Source organism: Micromonospora sp. WMMC273 (assembly GCF_027460285.1).
In the GTDB taxonomy this organism is placed as follows: domain Bacteria; phylum Actinomycetota; class Actinomycetes; order Mycobacteriales; family Micromonosporaceae; genus Micromonospora; species Micromonospora aurantiaca.
This window is the reverse complement of the sequence record NZ_JAPZBE010000001.1, coordinates 5731778-5749935: the sequence shown is the minus strand read 5'-3', so window position 1 is coordinate 5749935 and position 18158 is coordinate 5731778. Positions and strand designations below refer to the sequence as shown.

Sequence of the window (18158 nt, the reverse complement as noted above, 5' to 3'; positions counted from 1 at the left end):
ATCGCCCGTCGGACACGCGGCCGGCCCGAGGGGGTCGCGCCGGGACACGGAAGGCGGGCACTGATGCGCGCGCGTACGACACTGGCCGCGGGGGCGCTCGGCGCACTCACCGCGGCTGTTCTCCTCACCGGGTGCGGCGACGCCGGCTCGTCCGGCACCGACGCGCCCGAGCAGGGCGCCTCGGGGGCGGGCTGCGCTCCGGTGGCCGGTGACCAGCTCGTCGTCCTGACCGACGACAAGAAGCTCCAGAACACCGACAACGTCATCCCGGCGATCAACGCGAAGGCGGCCACGCCGCAGCTCGTCGCCGCGCTGGACAAGGTCTCCGCGAAGCTCGACACCCCGAAGCTGATCCAGCTCAACCGGGCGGTCGACGTCGACCGCAAGACGCCCCAGGTCGCGGCGCAGGAGTTCGCCTCCGCAAACGGCGTGACCGACGGGATCGAGAAGGGCCCGGGCGGTCAGATCACGGTCGGCGCCGGCAACTTCAGCGAGAGCCAGACCATCGCCGAGCTCTACAAGATCGCGCTCACCGCGGCCGGCTACCAGGTCAAGGTGCAGACCATCGGCAACCGGGAGCTCTACGAGCCGGCCCTGGAGAAGGGCCAGATCCAGGTCGTCCCGGAGTACGCCGCCACCATGGCGGAGTTCCTCAACACCAAGGCGAACGGCAAGGACGCCCAGCCCGTCTCCTCCCCGGAGCTGGACAAGACCGTCGCGGCGCTGAAGACCGAGGGTGACAAGGCCGGCCTGGTCTTCGGCCAGCCGTCTCAGGCGCAGGACCAGAACGCGTTCGCCGTCACCAAGGCGTTCGCCGACAAGTACGGCGTGTCCACGCTCTCCGAGCTGGCCGCCAAGTGCTCCGGCCAGGCCACCGTGCTGGCCGGGCCGCCGGAGTGCCCGCAGCGGCCGAAGTGCCAGGCCGGTCTGGTCGAGGTGTACGACTTCAAGGCCGGCTCGTTCAGCTCGCTGGACGCGGGCGGCCCGCAGACCAAGAACGCGCTGAAGACCGGCTCGGCGAGCGTCGGCCTGGTCTTCTCCTCCGACGCGGCGCTGGCCACGAGCTGACCCGGCACCGCCGGCCGGCGCCACGCGTGCCGGCCGGCGGCACGGGCAGCCCGTTCGGCGGGCCGCTCATCGAGTGGCGCCGACCCGTTCCCCTCGGGTGGAACTCTCGGTACTCTGCTCAGCCATGCCAGCCTCGGTCGCGCCCGCCGACAAGAGCACGCCTGCCCTGCTCAACGTCCTGTTCTGGGTCGGTGTGGGGCTGGCGCCCCTGGCCGCGCTCATCCTGCTGGTCGCCGACGGCAACGGCTCGCTCCGGTTCGGCGCGGTCCTGGCGATCCTCGCGGTCGTGCTCATCGGTCTGTCCATCGCGCTGCGGCCGGACAACGTTTCCGCAGGTGCGGAGGCCGAGGAACTGCGCGAGGAGCTGGCGCAGCTCCGGCGGGAGTTGCGGGCCGAGATCGTGGCCGCCGCCCAGCGCGGCAACCAGGCGCTCGACCAGGCACGACGGGCCGAGGAGGTGGCCGGCGCGCTACGGCACCGGCTCGACGCGGCCGCCGCCGGACTGGCGTCCGCGCCCGTGTCCACCTCGGCGTCCGCCTCCGCGCCGGCGCCGGAGCGCCCGAGCGGTGCGGCGAGGGTACCGGTCACCGGCACGTCCGACGTCGGCCGGGCGCAGCCGGCCGGCCGGGACGACGACGAACCGGCCCGGCCGGCGTACTCCGGCGGCCGCTACGGAACCGATGCCGACGCGTCCCGGGCGGGCCACTACGACGCGGACCCGCCTCGGACCGGCCACCACGACGCCGCCCCGTCCCGGACCGGCCACTACGACGCCGACTCGCCAAGGGCGGGCCGCTACGACGCCGAGCCGGCGCGGGCCGGCCACTACGACGCCGACTCGCCAAGGGCCGGTCGGCACGACGCCGAGCCGGCGCGGGCCACCGCACGGCCGGACCGGCAGGCGAGCGGGGTGTACGGCGCGGCGCGGGTGTCCGAGCCGATGCTCAGGCCGGAGAGCCGCCCGGTCGGCGTGGTCCACCACACCGAGACGGTGCACGTCACCACCCGGCACACCATCGTCGGCGGTGGTGAACCGGCCGGAAGCCGGTACGGCGGATTCCCCGGCGGCTGGTCGGACGAGGACCGGTCCCGGGGCACGGACCCGGCCGACCAGTGGCGCGCGGGCCACCGCGAATCGGCCCGGGACGACCGGACAGGTCGTCGGGCCGGGCCGGACGACGGTGGCTGGGGCACCGGTGCCGGCGACGACGGGCACTCGTGGACCGACCCCGGACGGCTGGGCGCCGAGCATCCGTGGGCGGGTGTCGGCCGGGCCACTGCCGGAGAACAGGGCTGGTCCGGACGTACCGCCGGGGGCGGTTGGTCGAGCGGCCACGACCAGGGCCGGACGGCAGCGGAGGAGCAGCGGCAGTGGTCCGGCGCTGGTGAGGACCGGGCAGGCCGGGCGGCGAGTACCTGGCCGGCGGCGGGCGAACCGGCGGACCGGGCGGGCGCCGGCGGCGACCAGTGGTCCGAGATGCGGGCCGGCAATCGGTGGGCAGCGGTACGCGACGACGGTGACGGCCGGGAGATCCGGCTCGGGGAACGGCGGGCCGCAGTGCACGCCGACGGTGGCGGTACCGAGTACCGGGTCGAGGACCGGTGGGCGTCGGTGCGCGGCGGCAGGCCAGACGCGAGCGGGCCGGACGGAACCGACGACCGCTGGTCCGGGGAGAGGGAGAGCCACCCGGCGCTGCCGGCCGGTGGGGTGCCGGTGCCGGACGAGTGGCGGCCGCCGACGCAGCGCAGCGGCCAGCCGGAATGGCGTCAGCCGCCGCCGGAGTGGCACCGGCCCGAACCGGAGTGGAGTCAGCCGGCACCGGACCGGCACCAGGCCGAACCGGAGTGGCGAACGCACCAGGTCGAGCCGGATTGGCGTCAGCCGGAAGCGCGTCAGCCCGAACCGGAGCAGTGGCGTCGGCCCGAGCCGGAATGGCGGCCGGCGGAACCGGAGTGGCGGAGCCCGGAGCACGGTGCACACGGCCGGCCGTACCGGGACACCGCCGACCGCTGGCGCTGACCCCGCCGGCTACTTGTCGATGTCGCCCACCACGAAGAACATCGAGCCGAGGATGGCGATCAGGTCCGGCACCAGGCAGCCGGGCAGCAGCGACGACAGCGCCTGCACGTTCGCGTACGAGGCGGTGCGCAGCTTCATCCGCCACGGCGTCTTCTCGCCCCGGGACACCAGGTAGTAGCCGTTGATGCCGAGCGGGTTCTCGGTCCAGGCGTACGTGTGCCCCTCGGGGGCCTTCAGCACCTTCGGCAGCCGCGTGTTCACCGGCCCGCTGATCCGGTCCACCCGGTCCAGGCACTGCTCGGCGAGGTCGAGCGAGGCGTACACCTGGTCGAGCAGCACCTCGAAGCGGGCGTGACAGTCGCCGGCGGTCTTCGTCACCACCGGCACGTCGAGCTGGTCATAGGCCAGGTAGGGCTCGTCGCGGCGCAGGTCGAGGTCGAGCCCGGAGGCGCGGGCGACCGGCCCGGACGCGCCGAACGCGGCGGCGTCGGCGGCGGAGAGCACGCCGACCCCGACGGTACGGGCCAGGAAGATCTCGTTGCGCCGGATCAGGTTGTCCAGGTCGGGCATCCGGCGGCGTACCTCGGCGACGGCGGCGCGGGCACGCTCGGTCCAGCCGGACGGCACCTCCTCCTTCAGGCCGCCGACCCGGTTGAACATGTAGTGGATCCGGCCGCCGGAGACCTCCTCCATCACGGCCTGGATGGTCTCCCGTTCCCGGAACGCGTAGAACATCGGCGTGATCGCGCCGATCTCAAGCGGGTACGAGCCGAGGAACATCAGGTGGTTGAGCACCCGGTTCAGCTCGGCCAGCGCCATCCGCAGCCAGGTGGCGCGTTCCGGTACCTCCATGCCCATCAGTCGCTCGACCGCGAGCACCACGCCCAGCTCGTTGGAGAACGCCGACAACCAGTCGTGCCGGTTCGCCAGCACGATGATCTGCCGGTAGTCGCGTACCTCGAAGAGCTTCTCCGCCCCCCGGTGCATGTAGCCGACGATCGGTTCGGCGGCGACCACCCGCTCCCCGTCGAGCACCAGCTTCAGCCGCAGCACGCCGTGCGTGGAGGGGTGTTGCGGCCCGATGTTGAGCACCATGTCGGTGCCGAGCTGCTCACCGCCGGCGCCGGTACCGACTGTCAGCTCGCGGAGGTCGGCGGCGTCCGTGGTCATGCCCGTCATCGTGCCACGACCGCGTCGAGCGCGACGCCGACCGGCTGCCGCAGCCACAGGTGCCCGCCGAGCCCGGCCGGGTCGGTCAGTTCGGCCGCCGCCGACGCCGCGGCGAGCGCCCGCAGGTAGCCGGCCGGGTCGCGGGAGGCCAGGCTCAGCGGCGGTCGCCCGCCGTCGGCCCCGAGCGCCCGCAGCGCCTCCCGCTGAGAGACCAGGGAGTACGCGCACCGCGCGACCCGCTCACCGGCGGAGGCGACCGAGTCCATGGCGACGTGCGCCGTCACGTCGCACGACCCGTCCGGAACCGGCGGCACCTGCCGCCCACCCCGATACCCGGTCAACGTCCCGTCCAGGGGACGCGAGTCCCGCAGATGCCCGTAGTCCACCGCGAGCGCCACCCCCCGCGCCACCTTCCCCACAGCCCCGGCCCAGGCCAGATCCCGTCCCACCCCGATCTCCGCCCTCTCACCGCCCCGGGTGGGGGTGGGGGGCCACCAGGTGGTCAGCCAGGTGGTGTCGGTGGGGGACGGGGGCGGGCCCATCGTCTCCTCGCCGGTTTTCGGGTTCACCAGGAGGAGGCGCCGGCCCTCGGGGGTGTGGACCGCCACGTCCACTGGGACGTTGTCCAGCCATTCCGTCGCCAGGAGCAGGCCGGTGATGCCGTCCGGGATGTCGGGGCGCCAGTCGATCTGCGAGGGCAGGTCCGGCGGGCGGGGGGCTCGTTCCACGGCTACCGGCCTGAGCCGGGCGGCCAGTTCGGGTGCGGCCCGGGACAGCAGCGCCCGGAGCAGTTCGCCCCGGCCCGCGCCCACGTCCACCACGTCCAGCCGGGCCGGGTGCCCCAGCGCCGCGTCCACCGTCTCGAGCTGCCGCAGCATGCAGGCGGCGAAGACGGGTGAGGCGTGCACGCTCGTGCGGAAGTGCGCGGCAGGCCCGGCGCCGGAGACGAAGAAGCCGTCCGGCCCGTACAGCGCCCGCTCCATCGCGTCGCGCCAGCGCAGCGGGGTGGTCACCGTGCCGACCCTACGGGACGTACCCGAACGGGCGGTTTGCCCGCCACCGCGGCAGCCGCTTCCGGCGGTCGGTGAAGGTTTTCACACCTTCTTGTTCCGGGTCTGTCACCCGGGCGCATACTTGCCATCGACCGGTACCCCCTTCGAGGACTGGATCGCTGCCATGAGCGCACCGCTGCGCCCCCGGGCCACCGCTGCCCCGCTCGTCTTCCCGCGTACCCTCGCCGTCGGCGTCCTCGGCGCCGGCCGGGTCGGCGCCGTGCTGGGCGCGGCCCTCGCCGCCGCCGGTCACCGGGTGGTCGCCGCGTCCGGTGCCTCGGGCGCGACGAAGGCCCGGATGGCGCTGCTGCTGCCGCAGACCCCGCACCGTTCCGCGTCCGCCGTGGCGCGCGCCGCCGCCGACCTGCTGATCGTCGCGGTCCCGGACGACGCGCTGGTGGGCGTGATCGCCGACCTGGCCGAGAGCGGCGCGCTGCGCCCCGGCCAGGTGGTGGCGCACACGTCCGGCGCGCACGGGCTCGCCGCGCTGGCCCCGGCCGTCGAGGCGGGCGCCCGGCCGCTCGCGCTGCACCCCGCGATGACCTTCACCGGTACGCCGGATGACCTGTCCCGCCTGCCCGGCATCTCCTACGGGGTGACCGCCCCGGCCGAGCTGCGCCCGTTCGCGGCCCGGCTGGTGGCCGACCTGGGCGGCGTACCGGAGTGGGTCGGTGAGAACGATCGGCCGCTCTACCACGCGGCGCTCGCGCACGGCGCGAACCACCTGGTGACGCTCGTCAACGAGGCGGCCGACCGGCTGCGCGACGCCGGGGTGGAGCGGCCGGAGAAGGTGCTCGCCCCGCTGCTGCGGGCGGCGCTGGAGAACGCGCTGCGGCTGGGCGACGACGCCCTCACCGGCCCGGTGTCGCGGGGCGACGCGGGCACCGTACGCCGGCATCTGGACCGGCTGGCGCGGACCGCGCCGGAATCCGTACCCGCGTACCTGGCGTTGGCACGACGGACGGCTGATCGTGCCGTCGCGGTCGGCCGCCTCCGCCCGGCGGACGCGGCCGCGCTGCGCAACGTGCTCGACGGAATCGAGGTGGCGGCCTGATGGCCGAGGTGCTGCACACGCGCAAGGAACTGGCTGCGGCCCGCGAGGCGATGGCCGGCCCGGTCGGCGTGGTGATGACCATGGGCGCGCTGCACGCCGGGCACGAGGCGCTGCTGCGGGCCGCCCGCGAGCGCACCGGCCACGTCATCGTCACGATCTTCGTGAACCCGCTGCAGTTCGGCCCGAACGAGGACTTCGACCGCTACCCGCGCACGCTCGACACCGACCTGGAGATCTGCCGCCGGGCCGGGGTGGACGTGGTGTTCGCGCCCTCGGTGACCGAGATGTACCCGGAGGGCCGACCGACCGTGCGGCTCGACCCGGGTCCGCTCGGCGAGGACCTGGAGGGCCTGAGCCGTCCCGGTTTCTTCCACGGCGTGCTCACCGTGGTCATGAAGCTGCTCCAGCTCACCCGCCCGGACCTGGCGTTCTTCGGCGAGAAGGACTACCAGCAGCTCACCCTGGTCCGCCGGATGGTTCGCGACCTCGACGTGCCGGCCGAGATCGTCGGCGTGCCGACCGTACGGGAACCGGACGGGCTGGCCATGTCCAGCCGTAACCGGTACCTGTCGGCGGCCGAGCGGGAGACCGCGCTGAGCCTGTCCGCCGCGTTGCGGGCCGGCGCGACGGCGGCCGAGCGGGGTGAGGACGCGGGCGCGGTGCTGGCCGCCGCGCACCGGGCCTTCGACGCGCCGGACGCCCGCCTGGACTACCTGGTGCTCACCGACACCGAGCTGGAACCCGGCCCGGTCGCCGGTCCGGCCCGGCTGCTGATCGCGGCCTGGGTCGGCGCCACCCGCCTGATCGACAACACGGCGATCCACCTCGCGCCGCGTCCCTGAACCCCACCACGAATGCGGAAAGGCACCCCGATGCTGCGGACCATGCTCAAGTCGAAGATCCATCGGGCCACCGTGACCCAGGCCGACCTGCACTACGTCGGCTCGGTGACTGTGGACGAGGACCTGCTCGACGCGGCGGACCTGATCCCCGGCGAGCAGGTGGCGATCGTGGACATCACAAACGGCGCCCGGCTGGAGACGTACGTGATCCCGGGGCAGCGGGGTAGCGGCGTGATCGGCATCAACGGCGCCGCCGCGCACCTCGTGCACCCCGGTGACCTGGTCATCCTGATCTCGTACGGGCAGATGGACGACGCCGAGGCCCGCACGTATCGCCCGAAGGTGGTCCACGTGGACGCCGACAACAAGGTCGTCGACCTCTCGGCGGACCCGACGACGGCCGCCCCCGGCACCGCAGGCGCCCCCATCCCCAACCCCCTCGCCGCCGCCCGCTGACCCTCCCGGCCGCCGCCGCCCCCCTCTCGCCGTTGATCTTGCACTTTCGGCCCTCGGCGCGGGCGGTTCGCCCCTTTCGCCGGGGCGGCAAGCGCAAGATCGGCGAGGCGAGAGGGCGAGGGCGGGGCCGGACGGGCGGGGAATGCGGTCTGTCACCGGAAGGTCATTTTCGGCTACCCTGGGCGGACCGTCGGGGATCGACGGTCGTCGGCTGGGGGAGGCCGCGATGCGCCGTGCGATGAGCTTCCTGGTCGCCGCGATGGTCGCGAGCGCCGCCCTGGCCGGCTGTGCCGGCACCGGCGGGCTGGACGGCGACCTCACCGACGACTGGGCCGCGATGGCCGCACCCGGGCCGTTCACCCCGGCCGCAGAGGTCTGCCAGGTCGCCGACTTCACCCCGAGCGTCGGCCTGGCCGCGTACGCGCCGGTCGGCTGCGAGCTGCCGCACCGGGTGGAGACCGTGCACGTCGGGGCGTTCACCGCCGACCGGCCCACCCCGCCGCCGCTCGCCTCGCCCGAGCTGCGTACCGCGTTCGCCGACTGCGACAAGCGGGCCGCCGGGTACGTGGGTGACGACTGGCGCGCCGGGCGGCTCCGGCTGGCGGTGGCGGTGCCGACGGGCACCGGCTGGACGGCGGGCTCCCGCTGGTACCGGTGCGACCTGACCGAGCTGACCACGGTCGAGGCGGCGGCCACCGTGGTCACCCGGACGGGCAGCCTGCGGGACGCGCTCAAGACGCCCTCCCCGCTGCGGCTGGGCTGCCAGCGGTCGGTGCGGGACGGGAACCGCGTGGAGCGGCTCAACCCGGTCGACTGCGCTGTCGCGCACGACGCCGAGTTCGTCGGCGTGTGGGCTGCGCCGGACCGCCCGTACCCGAAGAAGCCCGAGGATTGGGTCCCGCTCTACGACGGTTGCTTCGGTGTGATCGCCCGCTACGCCGGGGTGCCCGCCGACGCGTTCCTGCGCTACCGCAGCGACGTGGTGGTCCGGCCGCCCGCCGCCGGCCGCTGGGCGGTCGGCGACCGGGGTGTGCGCTGCTACCTGTGGCTCAGCACGCGGACGGTGACCACCTCACTGAAGGGCGCCGGACCGGCCGCCCTCCCGCGCCGCACGAGGTAGCCGAGGGCACTCGTCACGCCCCCCGCGCCCGAGCCGAGTTCGCTTCGGGTTGACTGTGCTCATGGACCTACCGACCGTCGACCTGCCGGCGCTGCCCCGGCTGCTCGCCGCGCCCGCCCCCGGCTGGGTGGAGACGACAGACGTGATCGTGGTCGGCTCCGGCGTGGCCGGGCTGACCGCGGCGCTGCACCTGCGCGAGGCCGGCCTGCACGTCACGGTGGTCACCAAGGTCGACATGGACGAGGGCTCGACCCGCTGGGCGCAGGGCGGGATCGCCGCCGTGCTGGACCCGGCGGACACGCCGGACGCGCACGCGTACGACACGGAGGTCGCCGGCGTCGGCCTGTGCGACCCGGCGGCGGTCCGCGCACTGGTGGCCGAGGGCCCGACCCGGCTGCGCGAGCTGATGCGGATCGGGGCGGAGTTCGACCGCAACCCGGACGGTTCGCTGATGCTGACCCGGGAGGGCGGCCACCGGGCCGACCGGATCGTGCACGCGGGCGGTGACGCCACCGGCGCGGAGGTGCAGCGGGCGCTGCACGACGCGGTCCGCCGCGACCCGTGGATCCGGCTGGTCGAGCACGCGCTGGTGCTGGACCTGCTGCGCGCACCGGGCGACGGACCGGGCGGGCTCGGCCCGGCCTGCGGCATCACGCTGCACGTGCTCGGTGAGGGCAGCGAGGACGGCGTCGGCGCGATCCTCGGCCGCGCGGTGGTGCTCGCCACCGGCGGCATGGGGCAGGTCTTCGCCGCCACCACGAACCCGGCGGTCTCCACCGGGGACGGCGTGGCGCTGGCGTTGCGCGCTGGCGCTGCCGTCACCGACGTGGAGTTCGTCCAGTTCCACCCGACCGCGCTGATCGTGCCGGCGGGCGGCCCGGGCGCCGGGCTGGCCCAGCAGCCGCTGGTCTCCGAGGCGCTGCGCGGCGAGGGCGCGCACCTGGTCGACGGCGACGGCAAGCGGTTCATGGTCGGCCAGCACGAACTGGCCGAGCTGGCCCCCCGGGACGTGGTCGCCAAGGGCATCCACCGGGTGCTTCTCGCGTCCGGCGCGGACCACGTGTTCCTGGACGCCCGGCACCTGGGCGGCGACTTCCTGGCCCGGCGGTTCCCCACCATCGTGGCCTCCTGCCTGGCCATCGGCGTGGACCCGGCGACCGATCTGATCCCGGTCGCGCCGGCCGCGCACTACGCCTCCGGCGGCGTCCGGACCGACCTGCGCGGCCGTACCTCCATCCCCGGCCTGTACGCCTGCGGCGAGGTCGCCTGCACCGGCGTGCACGGCGCGAACCGGCTGGCCAGCAACTCGCTGCTGGAAGGGCTGGTCTTCTCCCGCCGGATCGCCGAGGACATCGCCGCCGGGCTGCCCGAGCAGGCCCGCCCGGCGGAGACCGGTGCCTGGGTGGGGGGTCCGGGCGCGCTGGTGCCGGCGTCCGGCACGGCGGAGCTGCAACGGGCGATGACGCGGGGCGCCGGGGTGCTCCGCTCGGCGGACACGCTGGAAGCCACCGCCGCCACGCTCACCGAGCTGGGCGCGGGCCGGGGCGTGCCGCGTACCGCCGACTGGGAGGCGACGAACCTGCTCACCGTGGCGTCGACGCTGGTCGCCGCCGCGTACGCGCGCCAGGAGACGCGGGGCTGCCACTGGCGGGAGGACTTCCCGACGGCCGACGAGCGGTGGCTGGGCCACCTGGTGGCCGAGGTGGGCACGGACGGCATGGTGGCCGAGCGCTGGGAATCCCGTGAGCGCGAGGAGTGAGCCGGTCTTGCGAGCCCCGCAGTCACGAACAAAGGAGGCACAGCTGATGAGGGAGTCGACGGAGCGGGCGCTGCGGGACGGCGGCCTGGACCCGGAGCGGGTCCGGCACGTCATCGTCGACACGCTGCACGAGGATCTGGGACCCGACTTTCTCGACGTGACGAGCGTGGCCACCATCCCGGACGAGCAGCACGACACGGCCGATCTGGTGGCGCGCGCCGACGGTGTGGTGGCCGGGCTGCCCGTCGCCGCCGCCGTGTTCGAGCTGGTCGGCGAGGTGACCGGCGCGGGGCGTACGGTCGAGGTCTCGCTCGTGGCTCACGACGGGCAGCGGGTGGCGCGCGGCGACGTGCTGGCCACCGTGTCCGGGCCGACCCGGCTGCTGCTGACCGCCGAGCGGACGGCGCTGAACCTGCTGTCCCGCATGTCCGGGGTGGCGACGCACACCCGGGCCTGGGCCGACGCGCTGGCCGGCACGAAGGCGACGGTGCTGGACACCCGCAAGACCACGCCGGGCCTGCGGGCGCTGGAGAAGTACGCGGTCCGGGCCGGCGGCGGCACCAACAAGCGGATGGGCCTGTACGACGTCGCCATGATCAAGGACAACCACAAGGTCGCGGCGGGCGGGATCGCTGCCGCGTTCCGCCGGGTCCGGGAGGCGTTCCCCGATGTCGCGGTGCAGGTGGAGGTGGACACGCCGGCCGAGGCGGTGGAGGCGGTCGAGGCGGGCGCCCGGTTCCTGCTGCTGGACAACATGACCCCGGCGCAGCTGCGCGAGGTGGTGGCGTCGGTGGGCGACCGGGCGGAACTGGAGGCCACCGGCGGGCTGACGCTGCCGATGGCGGCCGAGTACGGCGCGACGGGTGTCGACTTCCTCTCCGTCGGCGCGCTCACCCACTCCTCACCGATCCTGGACATCGCCCTCGACCTGCGTGACGTCTAGGCTGCCGCTGTGCTGCTCTGCATCGACATCGGAAACACGAACACCGTGCTGGCGACCTTCGACGGCGACAAGCTGGTGCATTCGTGGCGGATCAAGACCGACGCCCGTTCCACTGCGGACGAGCTGGGTCTGATGTTCCGGGGACTGCTCGCCGGGGACGCCGTGGAGATCACCGGCGTGGCCGCCTGCTCGACAGTGCCGGCCGCGCTGCGCTCGCTGCGCACCATGCTCGACAGGTACTACGCCGACCTGCCCAGCGTGATCGTCGAGCCGGGCGTCCGGACCGGTGTACAGCTCGCCATCGACAACCCGAAGGAGGTGGGCGCGGACCGGGTGGTGAACACGCTGGCCGCGTACACGCTCTACGGCGGGCCGTCGATCGTCGTGGACTTCGGCACCACCACCAACTTCGACCTGGTCAGCAGCCGGGGGGAGTTCCTCGGCGGTGCGTTCGCGCCGGGCATCGAGATCTCCTTCGACGCGCTGGCCGCCCGCGCCGCCCAGCTGCGCAAGGTGGAGGCGACCCGTCCTCGTTCGGTGATCGGCAAGAACACCGTCGAGTGCCTTCAGGCCGGGCTCTACTTCGGCTTCGCCGGCCAGGTGGACCGGATCGTCGAGCGGATGTCCGAGGAGCTGGGCGGCGTGAAGGCGGTCATCGCCACCGGCGGCCTGGCCTCGCTGGTGCTCGGCGAGTGCCACACCATCACCCACCACGAGCCGATGATCACGCTGATCGGCCTGCGGATGGTCTACGACCGCAACGTCTGAGGTCAGCGGCGGCGGGCCCGCAGCACGAACGTCCGGTAGGGCAGCTCGACCGTCTCCCGGCCGGCCAGGTCCGGGTGGGAGGCGAACAGCTCCGCCAGCTCCGTGTCGACCCGTCGCCGCTCGTCCGCGTCAGCGGTCAGCCAGTACGAGCGGGTGTGCAGCATGCCCACCACCTCGTCCGGCGTGAGCGTGGTGGCGTGCGCGAACTCGCCCACCTCGACGTCGGTGAAGGCGGCGCCGAAGTCCGCGTACCGCTGCGTCACGTCGCCCGCGTTGTCGCCGAGGTGGGCGATCCGGGTCAGCTCCGCCACCCAGCCGACCTGCTCGTCCCGGATGTTCCAGACCGGCGCGAACGTGCCGCCCGGGCGCAGCACGCGGGCCACCTCGGCGTGCGCCGGCTCCCTGTCGAACCAGTGGTAGGCCTGCCCGGCCAGCACCGCGTCCGCCGACCCGTCCGGCAGCGGCACCGCCTCGGCGCTGCCGGCCAGCGCCGTCGTACCGGGCGTGGCGGCGGCCAGTTGCGCCCGCATCCCCGGATCCGGTTCCACGGGTACGACCTGAGCCACCGGCCCGGTCAGCGCCAGGAGTCCGCGGGTGAGGATGCCGGTGCCGGCGCCGAGATCGACCACCCGGGCGTCGTGCAGCCCGTCCAGCGCCCAGCGCAGCGCGGCCTCCGGATAGCGGGGACGGAACCGGTCGTAATCGGCCGCGGCGGCGCCGAACGAGAGGGCCGCAGTGGGGTCGGTCATGGCGGGCAGGTTATCCCGTAACGGCCGCCACGGCGCTTGAGTACGCTCATGTGCTGACCCCGCCGATGTCCCCAAGGCCTGAGGAAGCGTGCCGTGACCGAGCAGAACGCCCTGCCAACAGACCCCGCCGACGACCTTCCCGAGCAGATGAAGGTCCGCCGGGAGAAGCGGGACCGGATGCTCGCCGAGGGCGTCGAGCCGTACCCGGTGGGCTTCCCGCGCACCACCACGCTCGCGCGGCTGCGCGAGCGCTACGGCGACCTGCCCACCGACACCGCCACCGGCGACCGGGTCTCGGTCACCGGCCGGGTGATCTTCATTCGCAACACCGGCAAGCTCTGCTTCGCGACGCTGCGGGACGGTGACGGCACCGAGGTCCAGGCGATGCTCTCGCTGGACCGGGTCGGCGCCGAGCGGCTGGGGGACTGGAAGCGCCTGGTCGACCTCGGCGATCACGTCGGCGTGACCGGCGAGGTGATCACCAGCCGGCGCGGCGAGCTGTCCGTTCTCGCCGAGGATTGGGCGGTGACCGCCAAGGCGCTGCGCCCGCTGCCGGTGGCGCACAAGCCGCTCAGCGAGGAGTCCCGGGTCCGCCAGCGCTACGTGGACCTGGTGGTCCGGCCGCAGGCCCGGCAGATGGTCCGTACCCGGGCCACCGCCGTCCGCAGTCTGCGCGACACCCTGCACGGGCAGGACTTCATCGAGGTCGAGACGCCGATGCTGCAACTGCTGCACGGCGGTGCGGCGGCACGCCCATTCGTGACCCACAGCAATGCGCTCGACACGGATCTGTATCTGCGAATCGCGCCGGAACTGTTTCTCAAGCGCGCGGTGGTCGGTGGCGTGGACCGCGTCTTCGAGATCAACCGCAACTTCCGTAATGAGGGCATCGACTCTTCGCACTCACCCGAGTTCGCGATGCTGGAGGCGTACCAGGCGTACGGCGACTACCACACGATGGCGGAGCTGACCCGAAATCTCGTACAGCAGGCCGCAGTGGCGGTCGCCGGCTCGACGGTGGTGACGCACGCCGACGGGCGTGAGTTCGATCTGGGCGGCGAGTGGCGGTCGGTGTCGCTGTTCGGTGTTCTTTCCGAAGCGCTCGGTGAGGAGGTCACCGTCCGCACCGAAAGGGCACGCCTGGTCGAGTACGCGGACAAGGTCGGTCTCTCCGTCGACCCGAAGTGGGGGCCGGGCAAGCTGGCCGAGGAGTTGTTCGAGGAACTGGTCGTGCCGTCGCTTCAGGCGCCGACGTTCGTCATGGACTACCCGGAGGAGACCAGCCCGTTGACCCGGGCCCACCGCAGCGAGCCGGGCCTGGCCGAGAAGTGGGACCTCTACGTGCTCGGATTCGAGCTGGGCACCGCGTACTCGGAGCTGGTCGACCCGGTCGTGCAGCGGGAGCGGCTGGTGGCCCAGGCGCAGCTCGCGGCGCGTGGGGACGACGAGGCGATGCGACTGGACGAGGATTTTCTCCGAGCGATGGAGTATGGAATGCCGCCGTCCGGTGGCATGGGAATGGGAATCGACCGGCTGCTGATGGCACTGACCGGGCTCGGAATTCGGGAAACGATCCTGTTCCCGTTGGTCCGGCCCGAGTAGACGCTCGCCCCCGCAAGCCTTCTCCGGCTCGTTACCTGGTCCTATTGACGGAACAAGCGCCGGACGGGTTATTGTGCTCGGAGTATTGCAGGAGTACAACCCTGCTCGAAAGGAATGTGGGACGTGGCCAAGCAGATCATTCACAAGCTGGTCGATGACCTGGACGGCGGGGACGCTGACGAGACCGTCAAGTTCGCGCTCGACGGTGTGCAGTACGAGATCGACCTCTCCGCATCCAACGCCGGTAAATTGCGTGACGTATTCGCGCCGTACATCGCGAACGGAACGAAGGTCGGTCGCGGGGGTGTGGTCGTGGGCGGCCGGGCCGCTCGGGGCCGGGGCGGCGCGACCGCCGACCGCGAGCAGAACCGGGCCATCCGCGAATGGGCCAAGAAGGCCGGCAAGGACATCTCCGACCGGGGCCGGATCCCGCAGGAGATCGTGGACGAGTACCACGCGAAGGCGGGGCACTGACCCCACCCTCGTCACGGGCGACGCGACGCCGGACCGGAGTGCGACTCCGGGCCGGCGTCGCCGTTTCCGGTCCGCCGTCACGGTTGGACCGCGCCGTGCCGGTCCCGTCGTCCCTGTGCCGGATGTCCGGTCCGGCCCACAGTGCCGCCCTCGGTCGCGGCGGCAGGGAAGAAAACCCCGCCGGGGACGGTTGTCCACAGGCGGTGGAGACTTCATCCACAGGCTGTGGACGACCCCGGCGGACGCATCGGTTGCCGCCTCCGGTCCACTCGACCGGCCGTTCGGGTGCCGGTCGAATTTCGCTCTGCGCGTACAGGCAGGGGCCCCGGAACACCTCCTGAGCGTGGACGGTTGTCAGAAACGACGTCGGAACGGTCATTCGCGAGGGCACACGACCTCAGCGGAGACGGTCCGCGGCGATAGAGTAAGGAGGCACGGACGCCCGTCCCGGACGTCCGCGCACCGGCCCCGCCGAGATCTGACCATCAAGGCGCACGGCACGTGAGGAGCACGAGGGCATGTTCGAGCGGTTCACCGACCGAGCGCGACGGGTTGTCGTCCTGGCCCAAGAAGAGGCCCGGATGCTCAACCACAACTACATCGGTACGGAACACATCCTGCTGGGCCTGATCCACGAGGGTGAGGGTGTCGCGGCAAAGGCCCTGGAGAGCCTCGGCATCTCCCTGGAGGGCGTGCGCCAGCAGGTCGAGGAGATCATCGGCCAGGGCCAGCAGGCACCGAGCGGGCACATCCCGTTCACGCCGCGGGCCAAGAAGGTGCTGGAGCTGTCGCTGCGCGAGGCGCTGCAGCTCGGCCACAACTACATCGGCACCGAGCACATCCTGCTCGGCCTGATCCGCGAGGGCGAGGGCGTCGCCGCCCAGGTCCTGGTGAAGCTGGGCGCCGACCTGAACCGGGTCCGCCAGCAGGTCATCCAGCTGCTCTCCGGCTACCAGGGCAAGGAGCCGGCCGCCGCCGGCGCCGCGCCGGGTGAGGCCGCGCCGTCGACCAGCCTCGTGCTGGACCAGTTCGGCCGCAACCTGACCCAGGCCGCCCGCGAGGGCAAGCTCGACCCGGTCATCGGGCGCGAGAAGGAGATCGAGCGGGTCATGCAGGTGCTGTCCCGCCGCACCAAGAACAACCCGGTGCTGATCGGCGAGCCCGGCGTCGGCAAGACCGCCGTGGTGGAGGGCCTGTCCCAGAAGATCATCAAGGGCGAGGTGCCCGAGACGCTGAAGGACAAGCAGCTCTACACGCTCGACCTCGGTGCCCTGGTCGCCGGTTCCCGCTACCGCGGTGACTTCGAGGAGCGCCTGAAGAAGGTGCTCAAGGAGATCCGCACCCGCGGCGACATCATCCTGTTCATCGACGAGATCCACACGCTCGTCGGTGCGGGCGCGGCCGAGGGCGCGATCGACGCCGCCAGCATCCTCAAGCCGATGCTGGCCCGTGGTGAGCTGCAGACCATCGGCGCCACCACGCTCGACGAGTACCGCAAGCACCTGGAGAAGGACGCCGCTCTGGAGCGTCGTTTCCAGCCGATCCAGGTGGGTGAGCCGTCGCTGGCCCACACCATCGAGATCCTCAAGGGCCTGCGGGACCGCTACGAGGCGCACCACCGCGTCTCCATCACCGACGCCGCTCTGGTCGCCGCCGCGACGCTGGCCGACCGGTACATCTCCGACCGGTTCCTGCCGGACAAGGCGATCGACCTGATCGACGAGGCGGGCGCCCGGATGCGGATCCGCCGGATGACCGCGCCGCCGGACCTGCGCGACTTCGACGAGCGCATCGCCCAGGTGCGCCGCGACAAGGAGTCCGCGATCGACGCGCAGGACTTCGAGCGGGCCGCCCAGCTGCGCGACACCGAGAAGCAGCTGCTGGGTCAGAAGGCGCAGCGCGAGAAGGAGTGGAAGGCCGGTGACCTGGACGTCGTCAGCGAGGTCGACGACGAGCAGATCGCCGAGGTGCTCGGCAACTGGACCGGCATCCCGGTCTACAAGCTGACCGAGGAGGAGACCTCGCGCCTGCTGCGCATGGAGGACGAGCTGCACAAGCGCGTCATCGGCCAGGAGGACGCGGTCAAGGCGGTCTCGAAGGCGATCCGGCGTACCCGGGCCGGCCTGAAGGACCCGAAGCGCCCGTCCGGCTCGTTCATCTTCGCCGGCCCGTCCGGCGTCGGTAAGACCGAGCTGTCCAAGGCGCTCGCCGAGTTCCTGTTCGGCAGCGAGGACGCCCTCATCCAGCTCGACATGTCGGAGTTCCACGACCGGTACACGGTGTCCCGGCTCGTCGGTGCCCCTCCCGGCTACGTCGGCTACGACGAGGGCGGGCAGCTGACCGAGAAGGTGCGTCGCCGGCCGTTCTCGGTGGTCCTCTTCGACGAGATCGAGAAGGCCCACCCGGACGTGTTCAACACGCTCCTCCAGATCCTGGAGGACGGGCGCCTCACCGACGGCCAGGGCCGGATCGTGGACTTCAAGAACACGGTCATCATCCTGACCACCAACCTCGGTACGCGCGACGTCGCCAAGGCGGTGTCGCTGGGCTTCCAGGCCTCTGAGGACTCCGAGTCGAACTACGACCGGATGAAGCAGAAGGTCAACGACGAGCTCAAGCAGCACTTCCGGCCCGAGTTCCTGAACCGGATCGACGACACCATCGTCTTCCACCAGCTGCGCGAGACCGAGATCCTCTCGATCGTCGACATCATGATCCAGCGCATCGAGACCCAGCTGCGCAACAAGGACATGGGCCTGGAGCTGACCGACAACGCGAAGAAGTACCTCGCGAAGAAGGGCTTCGACCCGGTGCTGGGCGCGCGGCCGCTGCGTCGCACGATCCAGCGCGACATCGAGGACAACCTGTCCGAGCGGATCCTGTTCAACGAGCTGACCCCGGGTCAGATCGTGGTCGTGGACTGCGAGGGCGACCCGGAGAACATCGACAAGTCCAAGCTCGTCTTCCGGGGCGCGGACCGGCCGGATGCCGTGCCGGACGCGGTCCCGGCGGACCTCGGCGGCACCGCCGCCACGGGCGCTGACGACGCCGCGTAGGTCCGCACAGTTCGAGGGCGACGGC

Annotated in this window: 15 protein-coding genes; 12 read left to right on the top strand and 3 right to left on the bottom strand. The window is 72.7% G+C overall.

Annotated features, from left to right (window positions below):
• Positions 1 to 63 precede the first annotated feature (63 nt).
• Both O7611_RS26730 and O7611_RS26725 read left to right on the top strand, forming a co-directional pair.
• The gene (locus tag O7611_RS26730) at positions 64 to 1068 is read left to right on the top strand and encodes a glycine betaine ABC transporter substrate-binding protein (RefSeq protein ID WP_091425701.1); all 1005 of its coding nucleotides are present in this window, start codon (positions 64 to 66) and stop codon (positions 1066 to 1068) included.
• Between the two features lie 124 nt (positions 1069 to 1192).
• Entirely contained in the window at positions 1193 to 3088 is a 1896-nt protein-coding gene (locus tag O7611_RS26725; protein ID WP_269697770.1) for a hypothetical protein, read from the top strand.
• A 9-nt stretch (positions 3089 to 3097) separates the two neighbouring features.
• On the opposite strand, the gene O7611_RS26720 is transcribed toward O7611_RS26725, so the two are convergent.
• Positions 3098 to 4267, bottom strand: coding sequence for an NADH-quinone oxidoreductase subunit D (locus O7611_RS26720; protein WP_269697769.1), 1170 nt, complete (start codon positions 4265 to 4267; stop codon positions 3098 to 3100).
• Positions 4264 to 5241 carry an SAM-dependent methyltransferase gene (locus O7611_RS26715; protein ID WP_269698169.1) on the bottom strand — a complete coding sequence of 326 codons (978 nt, stop codon included), beginning with the start codon at positions 5239 to 5241 and terminating at the stop codon, positions 4264 to 4266. The genes O7611_RS26720 and O7611_RS26715 overlap by 4 nt, the downstream gene beginning before the upstream one ends.
• 193 nt (positions 5242 to 5434) lie before the next feature.
• Here O7611_RS26715 and O7611_RS26710 point away from each other — a divergent pair, with 193 nt between their 5' ends.
• The 7 genes from O7611_RS26710 to O7611_RS26680 all read left to right on the top strand — a co-directional run bounded on the left by O7611_RS26710 (position 5435) and on the right by O7611_RS26680 (position 12252).
• The gene (locus tag O7611_RS26710) at positions 5435 to 6364 is read left to right on the top strand and encodes a Rossmann-like and DUF2520 domain-containing protein (RefSeq protein WP_269697768.1); all 930 of its coding nucleotides are present in this window, start codon (positions 5435 to 5437) and stop codon (positions 6362 to 6364) included.
• Positions 6364 to 7206, top strand: coding sequence for a pantoate--beta-alanine ligase (panC, locus tag O7611_RS26705; RefSeq protein WP_194801945.1), 843 nt, complete (start codon positions 6364 to 6366; stop codon positions 7204 to 7206). Before O7611_RS26710 ends, panC begins: the two co-directional genes overlap by 1 nt.
• Before the next feature lie 30 nt (positions 7207 to 7236).
• Positions 7237 to 7662, top strand: a complete 426-nt coding sequence (gene panD / locus O7611_RS26700) for an aspartate 1-decarboxylase (protein WP_269698168.1) — start codon at positions 7237 to 7239, stop codon at positions 7660 to 7662.
• A 226-nt stretch (positions 7663 to 7888) separates the two neighbouring features.
• On the top strand, positions 7889 to 8782 hold the full coding sequence (locus O7611_RS26695; RefSeq protein WP_269697767.1) for a septum formation family protein: 894 nt from the start codon (positions 7889 to 7891) through the stop codon (positions 8780 to 8782).
• A gap of 61 nt (positions 8783 to 8843) precedes the next feature.
• Complete coding sequence (locus tag O7611_RS26690) at positions 8844 to 10541, top strand: L-aspartate oxidase (RefSeq protein WP_194801943.1); 1698 nt, start codon at positions 8844 to 8846, stop codon at positions 10539 to 10541.
• Between the two features lie 46 nt (positions 10542 to 10587).
• Entirely contained in the window at positions 10588 to 11484 is an 897-nt protein-coding gene (gene nadC, locus O7611_RS26685; RefSeq protein WP_194801942.1) for a carboxylating nicotinate-nucleotide diphosphorylase, read from the top strand.
• Positions 11485 to 11493: 9 nt separating this feature from the next.
• A complete protein-coding gene (locus O7611_RS26680) occupies positions 11494 to 12252 on the top strand; it encodes a type III pantothenate kinase (RefSeq protein WP_013288955.1) in 759 nt (252 codons plus the stop codon).
• 2 nt (positions 12253 to 12254) lie between these two features.
• Here the strand turns inward: O7611_RS26680 and O7611_RS26675 are convergent, their stop codons facing one another.
• Entirely contained in the window at positions 12255 to 13001 is a 747-nt protein-coding gene (locus O7611_RS26675) for a class I SAM-dependent methyltransferase (protein WP_194801941.1), read from the bottom strand.
• Between the two features lie 93 nt (positions 13002 to 13094).
• Between O7611_RS26675 and lysS the strand changes: the two genes are divergently transcribed.
• The 3 genes from lysS (at position 13095) to O7611_RS26660 (ending at position 18133) form a co-directional block, all read left to right on the top strand.
• The gene (gene lysS, locus O7611_RS26670; RefSeq protein ID WP_269697766.1) at positions 13095 to 14603 is read left to right on the top strand and encodes a lysine--tRNA ligase; all 1509 of its coding nucleotides are present in this window, start codon (positions 13095 to 13097) and stop codon (positions 14601 to 14603) included.
• Positions 14604 to 14726: 123 nt separating this feature from the next.
• Complete coding sequence (locus O7611_RS26665; protein ID WP_013288952.1) at positions 14727 to 15077, top strand: histone-like nucleoid-structuring protein Lsr2; 351 nt, start codon at positions 14727 to 14729, stop codon at positions 15075 to 15077.
• A gap of 518 nt (positions 15078 to 15595) precedes the next feature.
• Entirely contained in the window at positions 15596 to 18133 is a 2538-nt protein-coding gene (locus O7611_RS26660; protein ID WP_064446770.1) for an ATP-dependent Clp protease ATP-binding subunit, read from the top strand.
• The last annotated feature ends 25 nt before the right edge of the window (positions 18134 to 18158 follow it).